This window comes from Phytobacter cepae (assembly GCF_054165735.1).
In genome coordinates, this window is sequence record NZ_CM135107.1 from 4,751,374 (window position 1) to 4,770,184 (window position 18,811).

16 protein-coding genes are annotated in these 18,811 nt (G+C 53.6%); 5 read left to right on the forward strand and 11 right to left on the reverse strand.

Annotation, left to right across the window (positions count from 1 at the left end; translation table 11 throughout):
• Nucleotides 1-78 precede the first annotated feature (78 nt).
• Both ACUY4Q_RS22260 and ACUY4Q_RS22265 read left to right on the forward strand, forming a co-directional pair.
• Nucleotides 79-1,371, forward strand: a complete 1,293-nt coding sequence (locus ACUY4Q_RS22260; RefSeq protein WP_458044821.1) for a Gfo/Idh/MocA family protein — start codon at nt 79-81, stop codon at nt 1,369-1,371.
• A gap of 133 nt (nt 1,372-1,504) precedes the next feature.
• On the forward strand, nt 1,505-2,425 hold the full coding sequence (locus ACUY4Q_RS22265; RefSeq protein WP_458044822.1) for a LysR family transcriptional regulator: 921 nt from the start codon (nt 1,505-1,507) through the stop codon (nt 2,423-2,425).
• Nucleotides 2,426-2,429: 4 nt separating this feature from the next.
• Here the strand turns inward: ACUY4Q_RS22265 and ACUY4Q_RS22270 are convergent, their stop codons facing one another.
• From ACUY4Q_RS22270 to soxR, 4 genes are all read right to left on the reverse strand, one after another.
• On the reverse strand, nt 2,430-4,076 hold the full coding sequence (locus ACUY4Q_RS22270) for a Na+/H+ antiporter (RefSeq protein ID WP_458044823.1): 1,647 nt from the start codon (nt 4,074-4,076) through the stop codon (nt 2,430-2,432).
• A 139-nt stretch (nt 4,077-4,215) separates the two neighbouring features.
• Nucleotides 4,216-5,565: a guanine/hypoxanthine transporter GhxP gene (gene ghxP, locus ACUY4Q_RS22275; RefSeq protein ID WP_458044824.1), complete on the reverse strand. Its 1,350-nt coding sequence runs from the start codon at nt 5,563-5,565 to the stop codon at nt 4,216-4,218.
• 304 nt (nt 5,566-5,869) lie between these two features.
• Nucleotides 5,870-6,538, reverse strand: a complete 669-nt coding sequence (locus tag ACUY4Q_RS22280; protein WP_458044825.1) for a glutathione S-transferase family protein — start codon at nt 6,536-6,538, stop codon at nt 5,870-5,872.
• 281 nt (nt 6,539-6,819) lie between these two features.
• A complete protein-coding gene (gene soxR, locus ACUY4Q_RS22285) occupies nt 6,820-7,278 on the reverse strand; it encodes a redox-sensitive transcriptional activator SoxR (protein WP_458044826.1) in 459 nt (152 codons plus the stop codon).
• Nucleotides 7,279-7,411: 133 nt separating this feature from the next.
• On the opposite strand from soxR, the gene soxS reads away from it, so the two are divergent.
• Nucleotides 7,412-7,735: a superoxide response transcriptional regulator SoxS gene (gene soxS / locus ACUY4Q_RS22290; RefSeq protein ID WP_437432149.1), complete on the forward strand. Its 324-nt coding sequence runs from the start codon at nt 7,412-7,414 to the stop codon at nt 7,733-7,735.
• Nucleotides 7,736-7,750: 15 nt separating this feature from the next.
• Here the strand turns inward: soxS and pdeC are convergent, their stop codons facing one another.
• The gene (pdeC, locus tag ACUY4Q_RS22295) at nt 7,751-9,322 is read right to left on the reverse strand and encodes a cyclic di-3',5'-guanosine monophosphate phosphodiesterase PdeC (RefSeq protein WP_458044827.1); all 1,572 of its coding nucleotides are present in this window, start codon (nt 9,320-9,322) and stop codon (nt 7,751-7,753) included.
• Between the two features lie 826 nt (nt 9,323-10,148).
• Between pdeC and ACUY4Q_RS22300 the strand changes: the two genes are divergently transcribed.
• A complete protein-coding gene (locus tag ACUY4Q_RS22300) occupies nt 10,149-10,430 on the forward strand; it encodes a YjcB family protein (RefSeq protein ID WP_458044828.1) in 282 nt (93 codons plus the stop codon).
• Between the two features lie 104 nt (nt 10,431-10,534).
• Here the strand turns inward: ACUY4Q_RS22300 and ssb1 are convergent, their stop codons facing one another.
• Entirely contained in the window at nt 10,535-11,074 is a 540-nt protein-coding gene (ssb1, locus tag ACUY4Q_RS22305) for a single-stranded DNA-binding protein SSB1 (protein ID WP_458044829.1), read from the reverse strand.
• A gap of 245 nt (nt 11,075-11,319) precedes the next feature.
• Between ssb1 and uvrA the strand changes: the two genes are divergently transcribed.
• The gene (uvrA, locus tag ACUY4Q_RS22310; protein ID WP_458044830.1) at nt 11,320-14,145 is read left to right on the forward strand and encodes an excinuclease ABC subunit UvrA; all 2,826 of its coding nucleotides are present in this window, start codon (nt 11,320-11,322) and stop codon (nt 14,143-14,145) included.
• Here uvrA and ACUY4Q_RS22315 read toward each other — a convergent pair whose 3' ends face one another.
• From ACUY4Q_RS22315 to alr, 5 genes are all read right to left on the reverse strand, one after another.
• Nucleotides 14,146-14,499 carry an MmcQ/YjbR family DNA-binding protein gene (locus ACUY4Q_RS22315; RefSeq protein WP_458044831.1) on the reverse strand — a complete coding sequence of 118 codons (354 nt, stop codon included), beginning with the start codon at nt 14,497-14,499 and terminating at the stop codon, nt 14,146-14,148. It abuts the gene before it with no gap.
• 2 nt (nt 14,500-14,501) lie between these two features.
• Nucleotides 14,502-14,918, reverse strand: a complete 417-nt coding sequence (locus tag ACUY4Q_RS22320; RefSeq protein ID WP_458044832.1) for a secondary thiamine-phosphate synthase enzyme YjbQ — start codon at nt 14,916-14,918, stop codon at nt 14,502-14,504.
• A 103-nt stretch (nt 14,919-15,021) separates the two neighbouring features.
• Nucleotides 15,022-15,729: an acid phosphatase AphA gene (gene aphA / locus ACUY4Q_RS22325; RefSeq protein WP_458044833.1), complete on the reverse strand. Its 708-nt coding sequence runs from the start codon at nt 15,727-15,729 to the stop codon at nt 15,022-15,024.
• Between the two features lie 150 nt (nt 15,730-15,879).
• A complete protein-coding gene (gene tyrB, locus ACUY4Q_RS22330) occupies nt 15,880-17,073 on the reverse strand; it encodes an aromatic amino acid transaminase (RefSeq protein ID WP_458044834.1) in 1,194 nt (397 codons plus the stop codon).
• A gap of 644 nt (nt 17,074-17,717) precedes the next feature.
• A complete protein-coding gene (gene alr, locus ACUY4Q_RS22335; RefSeq protein WP_458044835.1) occupies nt 17,718-18,797 on the reverse strand; it encodes an alanine racemase in 1,080 nt (359 codons plus the stop codon).
• Between the last annotated feature and the right edge of the window lie 14 nt (nt 18,798-18,811).

Sequence of the window (18,811 nt, forward strand, 5' to 3'; positions counted from 1 at the left end):
GCGTTACAGTAAATAAGCAAACTGAAACATTGTTTTATTACTTCATTACGCTTATTCATTTATGTCAAAGAGGATGCCATGAAAAAGTATGCCCTTGTGGGAACAGGTGGTCGTGCCGGGCTGTATATTTCCGCTATTGGCGGTCAGTGGAAAGACAACGCGCAGCTGGTTGCCTTTTGCGATACCAACCAGACGCGTATGCATTACGCCAACACCTTATTACAAAATGAAGGTGCACCGCCAGCGTCGACATGGCCTGCCGCGCAATTCGAAACCATGATTCATGAGACGCGGCCGGACATTATTATCGTCACCACCATGGACCGTACCCACGATGACTATATTGTGCGGGCGCTGGAAGCCGGGTGCGATGTCATTACCGAAAAACCGATGACGATTGATGAGCAACGCGCACTGCGGATCCTCGATGCCATCGAAGAGACCGGTCACACCGTGCGCGTGGCGTTTAATTACCGCTACGCGCCTCACCACAGTAAAGTGCGCGAATTACTGATGAGCGGTACCATTGGCGAGGTCTATTCGGTCCATTTTGAATGGTTGCTCAACACGGAGCATGGTGCGGATTATTTTCGTCGCTGGCACCGGGAAAAACGCAACAGCGGCGGCCTGCTGGTGCACAAATCCACCCACCATTTCGACCTGATGAATTTCTGGCTGGACAGCTACCCGGAGCGGGTTTATGCCGAAGGCGCGCTGCGTTTTTATGGTAAAGAGAATGCCGAAAAGCGGGGCGTCAGCCAGTTCTACCCGCGCACTCACGGCTATGCAGCAGCGCAAAATGACCCTTTCGCGCTGCATATGGCAGAAAACCCGCAGTTGAAAGCACTCTATCTTGATGCAGAACATGAGGATAATTACTGGCGCGACCAGAGCGTGTTTAGCGATGGGATCACCATCGAAGATACCCTTTCGGTGCTGGTGAAATATCAGAATCAGTGCCAGCTCAGCTACTCGCTGAACACCTATCTGCCCTGGGAAGGTCTGAACGTCGTCTTTAACGGCAGTGAAGGGCGGCTGGAGATGAAAATCATTGAGAAATCTTACGTTAATGCCGGAGGTGAGCGCGAGGACGAAGGCAGCCTGACGTCCTGCAACATCACCGTATTCCCGATGTTTGCTGAGCCGTGGCAGGCAGATTTCACCCTCGGCGAAGGCGGGCACGGCGGTGGTGATAACGCCATGCTCGCCGACCTGTTTGGCACACCGGGCAACGATCCGCTCAAGCGTGCCGCCGACCACCGCGCGGGGGCAATGTCGATCCTGACCGGGATTGCGGGCAATATTTCAATGCAGCAGCAGCGACCGGTAAATTTTCATGAGTTTGAATTGGTTAAGCGATTAAAAAAATAAATTAAAACAGTAGCCGCGCCTCCAGCGGTGCGGCTAATTGCCACATCTTCCCTTTCTGCTGAATGGAGTGTTGAGCCACCGCTACGTTCAGAAATCTATTAAACTCATCCTATACCTGGTTAAAGGAATAATAATGGACATCAGAACGCTGCGTTATTTTGTGGAAGTGGTGCGACAGCAAAGTTTCACGCGCGCAGCGGAACGCTTATTTGTCACCCAGCCGACCATCAGCAAGATGCTTAAAAATCTTGAGGATGAGCTTAATTGCACGCTGCTGATTCGTGATGGCCGTAAATTACTGCTTACCGATACCGGGCGCGTAGTGTTTGAACGCGGTCTGGCGATTCTGGCGGAATTTCGCCAGCTTGAAGCTGAACTGGGCGATATCCATCACCTCAACAAAGGAATACTACGCCTGGGGATCCCGCCGATGGTGGGCATGTTGATGGCGGGACCTATCAGTTTATTTAGGCAACGCTACCCGGGTGTGGAGCTGAAGATTGCTGAGTTTGGCGGGCTAACGGTGCAGCAAGCCGTGACCAACGGCGAGCTGGATCTGGCGATGACCGCCCTGCCCGTCGAGCCCGGTAGCGGCCTCGCGACCCTCCCCTTATTCAGCCATTCGTTGTGCGTGCTGGTCCCGCGTTCAGGGGAGTGGCATAACATGACCTCCATCACCCCGTCGCAGCTTGCCGCTCATCCCCTCTTGATTTACAACGAAGACTTCGCGTTGAGTCGTCAGCTTAATCTGCTTTTCAGTCAGCATGGCGTGAAGCCACGCATTGCCGTACGCAGCGGACAGTGGGATTTTCTTGCCGCCATGGTGCAGGCCGGGGTGGGCATCGCGATTTTACCCGAGCCCATTTGCCAGCGGCTGGATAAGCAGACCCTCAACTGGATCCCGCTGGAGAGCGATTTACGTTGGCTGTTAGGAATGATTTGGCGCGAAGGCGTTTATCTCTCCCACAGCGCCCAGGCCTGGCTGAAATGTTGTGAAGGGTTTTGGTCTGAACAGAGCCCAGGCCCGGTAAACGAAGCGCCACCGGGCCTGTAGAACGTTACTTATGCTCGATTAACAGCGATTCCAGTAAATCCAGATCGTGCAACATTTTCTGCAGCGTTTCGTTACTGATCTGCCGCGTGGCGCGCAGGTGATAAAGCTCAGCACGCTCTGAGCGCAGCGCCGCCAGGCGGAACCGGCGTTCGAGGTTTTCTTCCTGTAGTGAACTTTCAACGTTATTGCGCCCATCGGCACGACGTCGAAGGTTACCGATGACCCGCGAACTGACCTCGGTCAGCAGTTGGTTATCAATATTCTCTTCAGCATCTGCCGCCATGCGCTCTTCCATTTTCTGGATAGCGACAATCGCTACTTCCGCCGTGGCTGCGCGGGCCATTCTCTCCTCTTTAAACTGCTGAGAATGGTCACGAACTTCAATACGTTGAAGCAACTGTGGCAGAGCAATCACGCCCACGAACAGCGAGAAAAGAATCACGCCAGCGGCGAGGAACACCAGCTCATAACGCGCCGGGAAGTCCATACCACTTGGCAGGAACAGAGGAATAGAGAGTACGCCCGCCAGGGTGATGGCCCCACGTACACCCGCAAAGGTAGCAATTAGCAGCTCGCGTGTACTCCAGGAACCAAACTCCATCGGCTTTTTGTGCAAAAAACGTTTACTGAAGTTTTTCATGGTCCACAGCCAGCCAAAACGGACCAGCATCAGCGCCAGATAAATCAGCACGATATCGGTAAACAGCATCCAGGTTTCGACATTCGGATCGGCTTCTGCCGCCACCAGAGAAGATTCGAGGATACCCGGCAGTTGCAGACCTAACAGCAGGAACACCATACCGTTAAAGACAAATTCCAGCATCGCCCAGGTGCTGTTAGCGCGCAGACGCATGGCCAGCGGCGCGCTCCGCATCATGCCGGAACGGGTGATCGTCATCCCCGCCGCCACCGCAGCCAGGATGCCAGAGAAGCCAATGTGTTCCGCAATCAGGTAAGAGGCAAACGGCAGCAGGAACAGCAGCACGATCTGGGTAGCCGGTTCATCACCACCCCAGCGACTGAGGAAACGCAGTGAGCGACCGTACAGCCAGCTCACGACGAACCCGGCCAAAATCCCGCCGATAGCCACTTTGAAGAACTCAACGGTGGCCCCCCCGATGGTAAAGACCATGGTGCCCATCGCCACGGCGACAGCGAACTTCAGTGATACCAGGCCCGACGCGTCATTCATTAACGCCTCACCCTGCAAAATTCCCATGATTTTCTTAGGAATACGGCCTTCGCCGACAATGCCCGACAGCGCCACTGCATCAGTAGGCGACAGTACCGCTGCCAGCGCAAACGCCGGTACTAACGGAATGCCCGGCACCAGCAGGTAGATAAGAAAACCGATACCGACAACCGTGACCACCACCAGCGCCAGCGCAAGGCCGAAGATCTCTCGCCCATGCTCAAGAAACTCACGCGTCGGCGTTTTCCAGCCGTCAGCGAACAAGAGGGGTGGGATAAAGAGAACCAAAAACAGTTCCGGATCGAACTCCACGTGCAGGCCAAACGTGGGAAAAGCCAGCAGTGCGCCGATGGCAATTTGCATAAGTGGGAGGGGAATCTGAAAGGGTAATACGCGTGTAACGACCCCCGAGAGTGAGACCACAAGGGTCATGATGAGAATAGTAAAAAAGAGTTCCATGCGTTCCTTGTTGCGATGTTTTTACAAAAGCGTCATGCCTTGATAATAGAACATTCAGCTTAACGCAAAGGTAACGGGATGTGCGTAAAAAATGAAAACGGGCGGCCTGAGCCACCCGTTTTGAGAGCATTCAGTCGACTTAGATAGCCCAACCGCCAGCATAGAAGGCCACCAGTGCCACCGCAATCACCACGGTGCCGATGTTCAGCTTACGCCATTCACCGGAGAAAATACGCCCAATCACCAGCGAGGCGAAGCCGATCATAATACCGGTCACAATGTTACAGGTCAGCACGATGAACACTGCGGTAATCAGTCCTGACATCGCATCAACGAAGTCAGCAAAGTCAATTTTCGCCACGTTGCTCAGCATCAGCAGGCCAACGTACATCAGCGCAGGGGCGGTGGCGTACGCCGGAACCAGATACGAAAGCGGCGAGAGGAAGAGGATCAGCAGGAACAACACACCCACGGTCAGCGCAGTCAGACCAGTTTTACCGCCTGCTGCCGTACCCGCTGCGGATTCGATATACACCGCTGCCGGTGCCGCACCGACCAGACCTGAGAAGACACTGCTCAGGGAGTCGGTGGTCAGCGCTTTGCCGCCATCGATAATCTGGCCGTCTTTATCCAGCAGGTTCGCCTGACCGGCTACCGCACGGATGGTACCGGTCGCATCAAACACCGCCGTCATCACCAGCGCCAGCACGCTTGGCAGAACAATCGGGTTCAGTGCGCCGACGATATCGAGGCTGCCAATCAGGGAGTTGCCTTTGTCATCGCTCAGCGATGGCATGGCGAAAATACCGGAGAAGTGGACGCTCGGATCAAAAATCAGGCCGACGATGGACACGCCGATGATGGTCAACAGGATGCCGCCTGGCACTTTCAGTTTTTCCAGACCAATGATCACCGCAAGACCAATCAGCGACATGATAACCGGGAAGCTGGCGAAGTGGCCCAGTGCCACCGGCAGACCGTCCAGCGGGTTCTTGATGACCAGGCCCACGCCGTTTGCGGCAATCAGCAGCAGAAACAGGCCGATACCAATACCGGTTCCGTGCGCAACACCCTGGGGGAGATTGCGCAGGATCCAGCTACGGATACCCGTGGCGGAAATCACAGTGAACAGCACACCCATCAGGAACACGGCACCCAGTGCAACCGGCACGCTGATCTGCTGGCCAAGCACCAGGCTAAAGGCGGTGAAGGCGGTCAGCGAGATAGCGCAACCGATAGCTAACGGCAGGTTAGCCCACAGGCCCATGACGATTGAGCCCACACCGGCAACCAGGCAGGTCGCAACGAAAACGGCCGCTGGCGGGAAGCCTGCTTTACCGAGCATGCCCGGCACGACGATGACCGAATAGACCATCGCCAGAAAGGTGGTTAAACCGGCAACGACTTCCTGACGAACCGTGCTGCCACGGGCAGAAATTTTAAAGAAAGCGTCGAGCGAACCGCCGGTACGCGCTGAAGGCGTAGACATAGAAAACATCCCCTGAGAATTATTATCGTTCGTTGATCTGCGCGGCGGACAGTCCACTGCGTGTTAAACGTCGTCTCCCTGTGCTGCGTTGTGACAAAGGGGTGTCACAAAAAGCAAACGTTTAACTCCGCGCATAAAAAACGGTTGGAAGAAAAAGGCAAACGATTATCCAGCGTTTAGACACCGGTTTTCAACTTAACTTTGCCCCTTTTTGCTAATTTTCGCTTATGGCGGTGAAGAATTAAGCGGCAGATGCGCAAACGTTATCGTCGATGCGCAACTTTGCAACATTCAAAGATCATTTTTAGCTGCCGGGAAGTGAGAAGGGTCCGCCCTGCTGAACCGCCCTTTGCCAGGCTGGTCGCGCTTCTACCCGTTTTTGCCAGGCTTTTGTATGGGGCAGATCGTCAATGCCGCCTCTGGCCAGTAAGGCAAAAATGGGGAAGCTCATCTGTACATCGGCCATGCTAAGTTCTTCCCCGGCAAACCAGGGGCGCTGAGCCAGCTCTGACTCAATAAACCGGGCATGGGTGGCAATTTGCTTGTTCAGCCAGGCTTTTTCAATGCCGCCGCCCAACGCTTTCCCTATCGTACGGAAGCCGAAAGGCACCGGCGGTTTACCCAGGCTGCTGAAGACCAGTTTCATCAGTAAAAGCGGCATCAAAGACCCTTCGGCATAATGCAGCCAGAAGCGATATTGCTGGCGCATCGCCACGTCATGCGGTTTGAGGCGCTGCTCGGGGTCGTAGGTCTCCTGCAGATATTCGAGGATGGCTCCCGACTCAGCAATCACCAGCCCCTCATCTTCCAGTACCGGAGATTTTCCCAACGGGTGGATTTTCTTCAGTGAGTCCGGCGCAAGCATGGTCTTTTCACGCTGATAGCGGACTATCTGGTAAGGCTGTTCCAGCTCCTCAAGTGCCCAGAGCACGCGCTGGGAACGCGATTGATTAAGATGGTGCACAGTGAGCATGGCTTTCTCCGTGAAGATGTTGATTAGGATATTTATTCGAATTAACTATAGAGAACGCTCACCGTTGGATGAAAATTTTCCTAAAAAAAACGTTTCTGCACTGGTTGTTTTTTAACCACACTCTAAAATTAAAGTGTCAGTACAAGCCGGAACCTTCAACATAACTGAGGGGTACTGATGTCGGGGGAAACCCTCCCATACGTCAATGGGATAGAGAGAAAGACAAAGACCGGACCGACTAAAGCGCCCCAGTTGGGCGCTTTAGTTTTTTGTGGACAGCATTAATCCTCCTCCAGTAGTCGTGCGCCGGTTCCCTGGGCACCCAGTTGATCGCCCGGATTACGTAACGGGCAATCGCTACGCGACAGGCAGCCACAGCCGATACATCCGTCCAGCTCATCGCGCAGCGCCACCAGCGTATGGATACGTCTGTCCAGTTCCTCACGCCATTGGGAAGAGAGTTGTTTCCACTCTTTTGCACTCAGCGTATGCCCCTCTGGTAATACACCAAAAGCATCATGAATGGTCGCCAACGGAATGCCGATGCGCTGGGCAATTTTAATGATTGCCACATAGCGCAACACATCGCGTGCATAACGCCGCTGATTGCCGCTGTTCCGGGTGCTTTTAATCAACCCTTTGCTCTCATAAAAGTGCAATGCAGAGACCGCAACCCCGCTACGCTTCGCGACTTCTCCGGGGGTCAGTAACGATTTAATGCGTGGTGATTTTAGTGCCATAAAACCTCTTTACCTCAAGTTAACTTGAGGAATTATACTCCAGCCCAGACAAGGAAACAGGCTTTGTACGCGCATAGTTCACGTTGTTGGAAGTATGACGGGTATAACGACGAATCGAGAAAGAGGCACCAATATGTCCCATCAGCAGATTATACAAACACTGACGGAATGGATTGATGAGCATATCGACCAACCGTTGAACATTGATGTTGTTGCCAGAAAGTCAGGCTATTCTAAGTGGTATCTGCAGAGAATGTTCCGCACCGTGACCCATCAGACGTTGGGAGACTATATTCGTCAGCGTCGGCTGCTACTCGCGGCTGAAGCGCTACGCACTACGCAGCGTCCGATCTTTGATATTGCAATGGATCTGGGGTATGTCTCGCAGCAGACATTTTCGCGCGTGTTTCGTCGTGAATTTGATCGGACTCCCAGCGACTATCGCCATCATGCGTAGCTGCCGCCGGGACAATCACTTTAGTGGAGGTGGCTGCTTAACCCAGGCCATAAAGTCCTGCGGTGGTAGCGCCTTTGCAAAATGCCAGCCCTGACAGTATTGCACGCCGCGTTTTAGCAACCAGGTGACTTGCTCACCCGTTTCAACCCCTTCAGCAATGATCTTCAGACGCAGACTGTGAGCCATCTCAATGATGTGCTCCGCAATAAGATGGCTGGTGCTATTGGTGGTCAGGGTGTCGATAAAAGACTTATCTATTTTCAGGATATCGACATTTAATGAGTACAGGTTATGTAAGTTGGAATAGCCAGTACCAAAATCGTCGATAGCGACCTCATAACCTGCCTGGCGAAATGCCTGAATTACCGGGGTAGTCTTGGGTACATCAATAAACCCACGTTCAGTTACTTCAATTTTAATTTGTTCAGCACGAACAGAATATTCCCGCGCTTTATTTGAGATAAGTGCAATAAGTCGTGAAGAGTGGAAATCTACTGCTGATAAATTGATCGAAATATAGATATCTGGCCATTTCGCCAGAAACTCACCTAAATCCTCAAAGACCTCATCAACCACATAATCGGTCACACGTTCGATCATCCCTTCTTTTTCTGCCAAAGGAATAAATTCCGCAGGACTCATTACCGGGCCATTAAAACCAGGCCAGCGTAATAATGCTTCAGCGCCGACGCATTGGCCATTCTTAATATCAATAATAGGTTGGTAATGAAGTTTGAGTTGATTTTTTATTAATGCTCGGTGAAGCAGGCGACGTGGGGAGTTGAACTCCTGTCGTGTTCGGGACCACATTAATAACACGATAATGCTGCAGATCATGCCCAGCGGCAGCGTCAGCATTGCATGGTGATAAAGCGACTGGAAATAGCTGTCGCTGGAGGTCGAGACAATAATAGCTATCGGACGGCGGTCTGAATGAGCGATGGTGTAAAAACGTTTATTTTGCTGGAAAGTCAGGTCGCTTTTACGAACCAGCGTCTGCATCGTTCGGAGATCGGCCTGCGCACTGACCGAGAAGAACATGCCAGTCACGGTATCATAGACACCAAAAGCCAGAGAGCGATCGTCTGACATCACTTCGCTAAACGAGAGCGGATTCACCACCGCAACATAATTACCCTGCTGCAAATAGACCATTTTATATCCAGGGTAAAAAGGCGTATCGCGGTAATAATAAATAGAGATATCTGGTTTGCGTTTATACTCAGGTGGCGAAATAGCATACGATTGCGCAGGCTGCATGGCAGTAGAACAGTAAAACTGCTCGCCGTGGGCATAAATTAAATCTGCAACATAGAGGCTACCGCGGATGATATTGAGCATATTATTACGATGCTCGGGGGAACAGATACGCCCCTGATATTTTTCTGCAGCATTGTAGGCTGAATCAACCTGCCCAATAACAATTTCAGTTTTATCTAAAGCCAGTTGAGCAAATGAACGCAACTGTGCCCCTGTTTCCTTTACTGCCCGGACATGTGCAAACCATAGCGACAGCATCACCGGTAGGAGCACTACCACGACGATCCCGACGAGTCTCAGCATCCTGCGACGCACGCTATGATTCATTTCCGCCTATATCCCTGCATTTAGTGTGCCTGCATGTAATGAAGGCAGGATGCTTTGATAAACAGGTGATTACGTTGCATGAATCATACGACATTAGCAACTTACTTTTTTCATTAAAAACCTAATATTTGGTTATGACGATAATATTTGCCCGTAAGGCAAACTAAAAGTATGCGTTGTGTTTATATTAAGGTAGATATTTATCCAAAGCTTATGAGGCTTTTTAGTTTGCGCAACATACAATCTTTGATTAAGTCAAACTCTCCACAGGATAAAAAAAGGACAGCCCCATAGGGTATTTTTTCAGCTATTGAGCCTCCCGGTATTTGGCTATCAGGAATAATGATAAGGCCGACTCTGAGATGACGCTTTTGCAGCCCTAGTGCCGTGGCGTTCAGTGTACAACGAATTCCATTCTGTCATTTATCGACAGCTGCATGTTCAGACGAAAATAATAAGACGCCTGGCTGTCGCCACCAACATATTACCTGCCATGCATGCTAATGACGACATCATGGTGAATGCGCCAAAAGCCATCGCTCGCTGCAGTGTGCAGGGAATGAGACCGCGTGGTTAGGGAAGTCAGTAAACCAGCGCTGAGGTTTAACGTAGCTGTATCCTCCATCCTGAAAGCCGTTTTAGCGATAAAAAATCCCGTTGGCCACGCTGGTGAATAAAAGAACAAATGTGATATAGTTCACATAATTCGAAACAGGAACACTGTTTCCCTTTTTCGGTTTTACTGCGGACTTTCGCATCGCCAGCCGCTGGTGTGCAGGGTTCAGGCCCGTCCGCCTGCGCGTTGATTCTTTTTGAGGATGGTTTCATGGCAACCTTAACCACCAGCGTTGTTCTGTTGCGCTGGCAGATTTTGAGTGCAGTGCTGATGTTTATGGCGAGTACGCTGAACATTCAGTTTCGTAAAGCGGATTATATCGGGCTGGCTGTTATCAGCAGCGGTCTCGGTATGGTTGCAGCCTGCTGGTTTGCCACCGGCTTGCTGGGCATCACGATGATGGACGCAGCAAACGTCTGGCACAATGTGGTGAATATCATGACGGAAATGTCTGCAAAAGCGCCACCTGAATGGCCGATGGTCATTACCTGATTAAAAAGCCCCTATGGCGCAGTTCACCTGCGCAAGCTGCAGATGTAAAAAAACCCTCATATGTGAGGGTTTTTTTATGCTTAACGGTGACTTCCCGATCGTTATCAGAACGGGATGTCGTCGTCAAAGTCCATAGGTGGTTCGTTGGACTGAGCCGGAGCAGACTGCTGCTGCGGACGGGACTGTGCACCGCCGCTGAACTGGTTGCCGCCCTGCGGCTGCTGAGGTTGACCCCAACCGCCCTGCTGGCCCTGACCACCACCCATGTTGCCACCAGCCGGAGCGCCACCGCCCTGACGGCCACCCAACATTTGCATGGTGCCGCCAACGTTGACGACCACTTCAGTGGTGTATTTCTCAGCCCCGGACTGATCGGTCCATTTGCGGGTACGCAGCTGGCCTTCAATATAGACCTGAGAACCTTTACGCAGGTATTCACCCGCCACTTCAGCCAGTTTGCCGAACAGCACAACACGGTGCCACTCGGTCTGCTCTTTCATCTCGCCGGTCGCTTTATCGCGCCAGGATTCGGAGGTCGCCAGCGTAATGTTGGCCACTGCACCACCACTCGGCATATAGCGTACTTCCGGGTCCTGCCCCAGATTACCGACGAGAATCACCTTGTTTACGCCTCTGCTGGCCATGATCGTGTCTCCTGAAAACATTTCTAAATAGTGTAAGCGCGCGAGTGTACCATTTCCACGTGGTCTTTCGAAAGTTTCGAAGCATCTTCCAGAGTTCTCACGAACAGTACATTGTTGCACACTTAATCAGAATGTGCATTCCAATACTGTATATTCAAACAGGTTAAATTGTGTCATAATTAGCCGTTTCTGCCGGTTGTCCTTCAAACAAATCAGGCATTCCGAGTCATTACCGGGAAAGGTGAATGGATAAGATCGAAGTACGGGGCGCACGCACCCACAATCTCAAAAACATCAACCTCGTCATCCCCCGCGACAAGCTGATTGTCGTTACCGGGCTGTCAGGTTCAGGTAAATCTTCACTGGCTTTCGACACCCTGTATGCCGAAGGGCAGCGCCGTTATGTGGAATCGCTCTCCGCCTACGCCCGCCAGTTCCTGTCTCTGATGGAAAAACCGGACGTTGACCATATTGAAGGGCTGTCGCCTGCGATTTCCATTGAGCAGAAATCCACCTCGCACAACCCACGCTCCACGGTCGGCACCATCACCGAAATTCACGATTATCTGCGTCTGTTGTATGCGCGTGTGGGTGAGCCACGCTGCCCGGATCACGACGTGCCGCTGGCGGCGCAAACCGTCAGTCAGATGGTCGATAACGTGCTGGCCCTGCCGGAAGGGAAGCGTCTGATGTTGCTGGCGCCGGTTATCAAAGAACGTAAAGGCGAGCACACTAAGACCCTGGAAAATCTGGCAAGCCAGGGCTACATCCGCGCCCGTATCGATGGCGAAGTCTGCGATCTTTCCGATCCACCGTCGCTTGAGCTGCAAAAGAAACACACCATTGAAGTGGTTATCGATCGCTTCAAAGTCCGTGACGATCTCTCCCAGCGTCTTGCAGAATCCTTTGAAACCGCGCTGGAACTCTCCGGCGGTACGGCCATCGTTGCCGATATGGACGATACCAAAGCAGAAGAGATGCTGTTTTCAGCCAACTTTGCCTGCCCGATTTGTGGTTACAGCATGCGCGAGCTGGAACCACGCCTGTTCTCGTTCAACAACCCGGCTGGGGCTTGCCCGACCTGTGACGGTCTCGGCGTACAGCAGTATTTCGATCCGGACCGTGTTATCCAGAACCCGGAACTGTCGCTCGCTGGCGGCGCCATCCGCGGCTGGGATCGCCGTAACTTCTACTATTTCCAGATGCTTAAATCTCTGGCAGAGCATTACAAATTCGATGTCGACGCCCCCTGGGCCAGTTTGAGTGCGAACGTGCATAAAGTGGTGCTGTTCGGTTCAGGTAAAGAGAACATCGAGTTCAAATATATGAACGACCGCGGTGATACCTCGGTACGTCGCCACCCGTTCGAAGGCGTGCTGCATAATATGGAGCGCCGCTATAAAGAGACCGAATCCTCGGCGGTACGGGAAGAGCTGGCGAAATTTATTAGCAATCGTCCTTGCGCCAGCTGCGAGGGGACACGTCTGAACCGTGAAGCGCGCCACGTTTATGTTGAAAACACGCCGCTGCCGACCATTTCGGATATGAGCATCGGTCATGCGATGGACTTCTTCACCAATCTGAAGCTGTCCGGCCAGCGCGCTAAAATCGCTGAGAAAGTGCTGAAAGAGATTGGCGATCGCCTGAAGTTCCTCGTCAACGTCGGGCTGAACTATCTGACGCTCTCCCGTTCGGCGGAAACCCTGTCCGGCGGTGAAGCGCAGCGTATTCGTCTGGCAAGCCAGATTGGCGCGGGCCTGGTGGGGGTGATGTACGTTCTGGATGAACCCTCGATTGGCCTGCATCAGCGCGATAACGAGCGTCTGCTCGGTACACTGGTGCATCTGCGTAATCTCGGTAATACCGTGATCGTGGTCGAGCACGATGAAGACGCCATTCGCGCTGCCGACCACGTGATTGATATTGGCCCTGGTGCGGGCGTTCACGGTGGCCAGGTGGTCGCTGAAGGTACGCTGGACGATATCATGGCCGTGCCAGAATCCCTCACGGGCCAGTTCATGAGCGGTAAACGGCAGATCTCAGTGCCGAAAACGCGCGTCAAAGCCGACCCCGAAAAAGTGCTCAAGCTGACCGGCGCCCGCGGTAATAACCTGAAAGATGTCACCTTAACGCTGCCGGTTGGCCTGTTCACCTGCATCACCGGGGTGTCCGGTTCCGGTAAATCAACGCTGATTAACGATACCCTGTTCCCCCTCGCGCAAACCCAGCTGAACGGGGCTACGCTTGCGGAACCCGCGCCTTATCGTGACATCAAAGGCCTTGAGCATTTCGACAAGGTTATCGATATCGATCAGAGCCCGATTGGTCGCACACCACGTTCTAACCCGGCGACCTATACCGGCGTGTTTACACCCGTACGTGAACTTTTTGCTGGCGTACCGGAATCTCGCTCACGCGGCTACACGCCGGGGCGTTTCAGCTTTAACGTCCGTGGCGGACGCTGCGAAGCCTGTCAGGGCGATGGCGTTATCAAAGTTGAAATGCACTTCCTGCCAGACATTTATGTGCCGTGCGACCAGTGCAAAGGTAAACGCTATAACCGCGAAACGCTGGAGATTAAGTACAAGGGCAAGACCATTCATGAAGTGCTGGATATGACCATTGAAGAAGCCCGTGAGTTCTTCGATGCCGTACCGGCGCTGGCGCGTAAGCTGCAAACGCTGATGGACGTTGGCCTGACCTACATTCGTCTGGGTCAGTCGGCTACCACGCTCTCAGGTGGTGAAGCGCAGCGCGTTAAGCTGGCGCGTGAGTTGTCGAAACGCGGCACCGGGCAGACGCTCTATATTCTGGATGAGCCGACGACCGGTCTGCATTTTGCCGATATCCAGCAACTGCTGGAAGTGCTGCACCAGTTGCGCGATCAGGGCAACACGATTGTGGTCATTGAGCATAACCTTGACGTGATTAAAACCGCAGACTGGATTGTCGACCTGGGTCCCGAGGGCGGTAGCGGCGGGGGTGAGATCCTCGTCTCTGGCACCCCTGAAACCGTCGCCGAATGCGAAGCCTCGCACACGGCGCGATTCCTGAAGCCGATGCTCAAGTAATCAGACAGAGAGCTGCTGCCTGATTGGATCAGGTAGCAGCGACATGGCCTGTTTGTATGATGCATCCACCAGGTAGTAGATTTGCGAATCAGGCAATGAGCCGTCGAGATAGACCGTGCTCCAGTGGGCTTTATTAAGATGCCTGCTGGGGCGCACATCTTCATGCTGTTGACGTAGCAGATCGGCCAGCTCCGGGCTGGTTTTCAGTGACGCCGCCGGGCGCCCTTCCACCTCTTTCACCATGGCAAACAGCACGTCGGACACCTTGATCTGCGTGGCTTTCCAGTCATTATGCACGCTCTGTTCTGCCCCCGGTTTCGCCATGCAGTACTGCAGTAACTCCGAAATAGTCATCTCTATTCTCCTTGTAGCGTCGCAATGATTTTTCGCGAACCGCCGTGGATACGATGTTCTCCCAGCCAGATCCCCTGCCATGTTCCAAGCTGTACGCGCCCGTGAGAAACAGGCAGCATCAACGCCACGCCAAGCATGGAAGACTTAATGTGCGAGGGCATGTCATCCGGCCCTTCGTAGTCATGCTCATAGTGTGCATTCTCGGGAACTGCCTTGAGAAAATGCTGCTCCATGTCATGACGCACCGTCGGGTCGCAATTTTCATTGAGGGTGAGAGAAGCGGAAGTATGCTGGAGCAGCAGGTGTAACAACCCCGTCTGAATGCGGGACAAATCGCGGATTTGCCCCAGCACTTCGTCAGTGACTAAATGAAAACCGCGTGATTTAGCGCCCAACGTTAACGTTTGTTGATACCACATCTGCTACTCCCTTTTGAAAGACGAATCTTTTTAAGTGTGCAGCAAGTCGGCAAAAGGTAAAACCCGCCTGTGTAATTTTGTTTAAGTAATCAGCAATGATTCATCAATATTCAGAATTAACGATCACCTCTTCACCGAAAACGCCTGCCTGTGGCAAAGGTCGATAGGTGGAGTTTGACGCACGAAGGATGCGAACCGGACGCGCCTGAGCCGCTTTGGCAGCGCTAACATCGTTATCTGAATCGCCGTAGAAAATTTTGATCTGCTTATCTACCAGCCACTGCGTTTTGGTGTTCTGCCCTTCTTTGTCCCCGGCAAAAATGACCGGATTCATGTTAGCGGCAGGGATCAGGAAATCATCCTGCAAGGTTTTGGATACGGTTTCGGTCGCCGTCTGACTCCGCCCCGTCACAAAATAAATGCTGTCACCCCGTTTCACGTGCATCGCAATCAGTGCCCGTGCCACTTCTTTTGGAATGCTGAACTCATCCCAGCCGTTATTCATCTTTTCCCAGAACTCTGGGTTTTGCAGATAGGCTTCGCTGTCCGGGGAGTACGTTTTCTTACCACGCCAGAAGCCCGGACTTGAGAAAAGCACCGTGTCGTCGATATCAAACCCTACCGCCATTGGCGGGCGGTCCACGAGACTGTTTTCGATTTGGGCCACGGAAACCCAATGGATGGGCGCTTGCTCAGCCAGTTTGGCCACGTTGGTCCCTGGGGTGCTATCGGGGGATGGCGTGGAAGCGAGAGCAGAAACAGCGCTGAAAAGCGAAAACGACAAGCAGAGGGCCAATGTGATCTTTCGCATATTTATCCCTAAATATTCAGTTTGTTGTGCTTAGAATTTGAGCAACTGGTCAAAAAGTTATTCGACCATACCGCCTGAAGAGAGGTAAGGAAAGGCGTTTCTATAAACCGTGGGCATTTTCCTCCCTGACGGGAGGAAAATTTATGGCTATCACATGACGGCAGCAAAGGCCTGCGCAACACGGTGCACATTGCGGCTGTTGAGCCCGGCCACACACATGCGACCACTGGCAATAAGATAAACACCAGACTCATCGCGCAGACGATCCACCTGCGCTGGGCTCAGACCGGTGTAGCTGAACATGCCGCGCTGCTTCAGCAGATAGTCAAAATTGTGCCCCGGCACGGCTTCTTTCAGCACGTTAACCAGCTCCTGACGCATCGCCAGAATACGGGTGCGCATGGTTTCCACTTCCGCCAGCCATGAGGCTTTCAGCGTGGTATCACCTAATACCGTTGCCACCAGCTGGGCACCAAAATTCGGTGGGCTGGAGTAGTTACGGCGCACGGTGGCTTTCAGTTGACCCAGCACACGGGATGCGGCATCTGCATCTTCACACACTATCGACAGGCCACCGACACGCTCACCGTAGAGCGAGAAAATTTTGGAAAAAGAGTTGCTGACCAGCGCAGGTAAGCCGGCATCGGCAATCGCGCGGATAGCATAGGCGTCTTCTTCCATTCCGGCACCAAAGCCCTGGTACGCGATATCGAGGAAGGGGATCAGGTTCCGCGCTTGCAGCACGGTGACCACCGCATCCCACTGATCGTTGGTCAGGTCAGCGCCGGTCGGGTTATGGCAGCACGGATGCAGCAGCACAATACTTTGCTCCGGCAGCGTTTCCAGTTTTTCGAGCAGTGCCGTAAAACGCACACCATTGGTTTCACTGTCAAACCACGGGTAAGTGCTGACGTTAAAGCCGGCACCTTCAAAGATGGCCACGTGGTTTTCCCATGTTGGATCGCTGACCCAGACGCCGGAATTCGGGAAGTAGCGTTTGAGGAAATCCGCCCCGACCTTCAGCGCACCGGAACCGCCGAGCGTCTGAATAGTCGCCACGCGTTTTTGCGCCAACACCGGGTGTTCAGCACCGAACAGCAGCGGCGCGATAGTATGGCGATAGGTATTTAACCCTTCCATCGGCAGATAGAGAGACGCGCCATGCGGCTGGGCATTCAGCCGGGCTTCGGCTTCGGCAACGGCCTGAAGGCGCGGAATGATGCCATCTTCGTTGTAATAAAGCCCAATGCTGAGGTTAACTTTGTCGCTTCGGGGATCGTCTTTGAAACGCTCCATCAGCGTCAGGATAGGGTCGCCCGCATAGGCGTCAACTTTCTGAAACACGAGGGGATTCTCCAGGTTTACAGTGGCAAGAAGAACACAATAAACCGGAAGCGGAGGAAGATCGAGAGGGATGTTTGCCCCTCATCGTCTGGTGCCCTCACCCCGCCTCTCTCCCACGGGGCTGAGGAATCCCCACAAAAATATGCGAGCACAGTCGGTCCCCTCTCCCTTGAGGGAGAGGGTTAGGGTGAGGGGGAAAATGCAGCTCTGATGGCCATTCCGTTCACCTTATGTTCTTTGCTTTTCTATCGCTCCAGAACCCGTGAACGTGCCAGGGTGGCTCGCCGCCACCACCCTGGCGACCCGGGCTCCCGGCCAGGAAAATCGCCGCTGGCGCGGTCCACTCACCGTATTCCTTCAGGCTTATCGGGGACGGGCGAAGGTAACGTCCGTGTAAAGTCGCCCTCGCCGCGCATCCCTGCGCGTCGCCCCGGCCTTACGGATACGCTTCGTCGATTTTCAGCCGGACCCAGTCATCGCGGTGACTGTTTTATTCTCATTCAGCAATGATATCGCTGTAAAACGTAATATGATTGGGGATTCCTCAGCCCGCAGGGAGAGGGAGAACATCAACGTGCAGAGGGGGAAAGCAGTAGCCCGGATATGGCCTTTGCGCCGCATCCGGGAAGAGAACCGACTCTACATTAATCGACGTATTTCAGCGCCGCGCGCGAGGTCAGGCGCGTAATCAGCTCATAGGCGCTGATACCCGTACTTTCCGCGATCCGTTCGACGGGCAGGCCTTCACCCCAGAAGACAACCCGATCGCCAGGCCGATCCTGACAATCTGGCCCCAGGTCGACACAAATCATATCCATCGCCACACGTCCGACAATCGGCACCTCGCGTCCGTTCACCAACACTGGCGTGCCGGAGGGTACCGAGCGCGGGTAACCGTCACCGTAGCCCATTGCCACCACACCCAGACGCGTATCGCGCTCGCTCACCCACGTGCCGCCATAGCCCACGGGGTCACCGGCGCTATGTTCGCGTACGGCAATCAGGCTCGATGTGAGAGTCATAACAGGCTGGAAGCCAAAATCTTCGCCCCACGGGCGACGGTCAAGCGGTGAAACACCGTAAAGAATGATGCCCGGACGCACCCAGTCAAAATGCGCCTGCGGCCACAACAGCGTGCCGCCTGATGCCGCAATCGAACGCTGGCCAGGTTTGCCTTCACTGAAGGTAGTGAAGATATCCAGCTGGCGTTCAGTGGCACCGCAGTCAGGTTCATCGGCGCGGGCAAAATGGCTGACAATGTTGACCGGATGACGCACGTTTTTACATTGCGTCAGGCGCTGATAGAACGCCTCGGCCTCATCTGGCCTGATGCCAAGGCGATGCATGCCGGTATCGAGTTTCATCCATACGGTAACCGGTGCCGCCAGGTCGGTTGTCTCCAGCGCCAACAGTTGTTCAACGCTGTGCACGACGGTATCCAGATGCTGAGCGGAGACCTGATGCAGCTCGTCGGCGGTGAAGAAACCTTCGAGCAGTAAGACAGGTTGAATGATGCCGCCTTCACGCAGGCGGAGGGCCTCTTCGAGACGGGCGACGCCAAAAGCGTCGGCATCGGGGAGCGTTCGCGCGGTCTCAACAAGACCGTGTCCGTAGGCGTTCGCTTTCACAACCGCCACCAGTCGGCTGGCGGGAGCCAGTTCGCGCAGGCGTTGCAGGTTATGTCGCAGAGCGCGGCGGTTGACTACAACAGTTGCCGCTTGCATTTGAATTCCTTGCC